The following is a 1,408-nucleotide window of genomic DNA, read 5'->3' as shown; positions in this document are numbered from 1 at the left end:
GAGGCCCGCCGCGGACAGGGCGCGGAACTCGGCGGCGAGCGAGCTGGACGGCGAGTGCAGCACCGTGCCGATCTTCCGCCCGCGGACGGCGCCGGGCAGGCCGGCGACATGGTCGGCGTGCGGATGAGTGAGGACGAGCAGCGGGATCGCCTGGATCGACAGCTCGCGCAGGCAGCGGTCGACCGGCCCGGGCTCCGGCCCGGCGTCGACGACGACCGCCTGCCCCGGACCCGCCCAGAGCACCAGCGCATCACCCTGCCCGACGTCGCACACCACCAGACGCCAGCCCGGCGGCGGCCAACCCGGCCGCAACGTGTGCAGGACCGAGATCCCGGCCGCCACGCCCAGGAACGCGGCGAGCAGGAGCCTGCGCAGCGAGCGTCGGCGGAGAGCCAACGCCAGGAGCACGACGGTCGCGATCAGCAGGACGGCGCCGAGCAGGCTCTGCGCCCAGGGCACCGATCCGTGGGGGACGGCCGCGGCCGTCCGGGCGACGGCCATCACCCAGCCGACGGCGACCGACGCGACCTGCGCCGGCACGGCCGCCACTCCAGGTGAGACGGGCGCGATGAACGCCGCCATGGAGCCCGTCACGGTCGCGACGACGATGCCGGGCTCCGCCAGCACGTTCGCCGGAACGGAGATCAGGTTCACGGACCCGGCCAGCAGCAGCAGCACCAGCGAGACCGCGATCTGCGCGGCGATCGGCACGGCCAGCGCCTCCGCGGCCCGCCGGGACACACGGCGCCGCATCAGCGCGTCCCGCACCCTCGGCGCGATCACCAGGAGCCCCGCGGACGCCGTCACCGACAGCACGAAGCCGTACTCCCTGGCGAGGGCCGGGTCCACCAGCACGAGGACGATGACGGTGGCGGCGAGCCCCGCGATCCCCTGCCGTTCCCGTCCGAGAAACAGTCCGAGCAGTCCGACCGTCCCCATGAGCATCGCCCGCAGCACGCTCGGTTCCGTCCCGACGACGGCGACGAACCCCACCAGCACGAACCCGGCGAGCAGGGCGCCCCACCGCCGCCCCACCCCCAGCCACCTGCACCCGAGCAGCACGGCTCCGGTGAGGATCGCCAGGTTCGCGCCCGAAACCACCATGCAGTGGAGCAGCCCGGACGCCCGGAACTCCTCTTCGACGCCCTCGCTGAGCCCGGCCTTGTCGCCGAGCACCATCCCGGCGAGCACCCCGCGCCGCTCCTCCTCGACGTCTTTGACGGCGGTCGCGAAGTCGGCTCTGAACCCGCGCACCACCCGCCCCCACCACCGCCCCGCCCCGATCACCTCCGGTGTCCCCCGCACCAGCACCACCGCCGAGATCATCTCCCCGTGTCCCGCTGGACGCAGCCGCCCCACCACCCTGACCCGCACTCCCGCCCCGACCCCCTCCCATCCCGGGATCGCC

Annotated in this window: 1 protein-coding gene; it reads right to left on the bottom strand. The window is 74.6% G+C overall.

Annotated features, from left to right (window positions below):
- Positions 1–1,326 (bottom strand): ComEC/Rec2 family competence protein (locus ACYVE7_RS34035; RefSeq protein ID WP_460370695.1); only part of this gene is annotated, 1,326 nt, incomplete at its 3' end.
- Between the last annotated feature and the right edge of the window lie 82 nt (positions 1,327–1,408).

Source organism: Actinocorallia lasiicapitis, assembly GCF_054778695.1.
The sequence above is the reverse complement of the archived record's forward strand: the minus strand, read 5'-3'. Positions and strand labels throughout refer to the sequence as shown.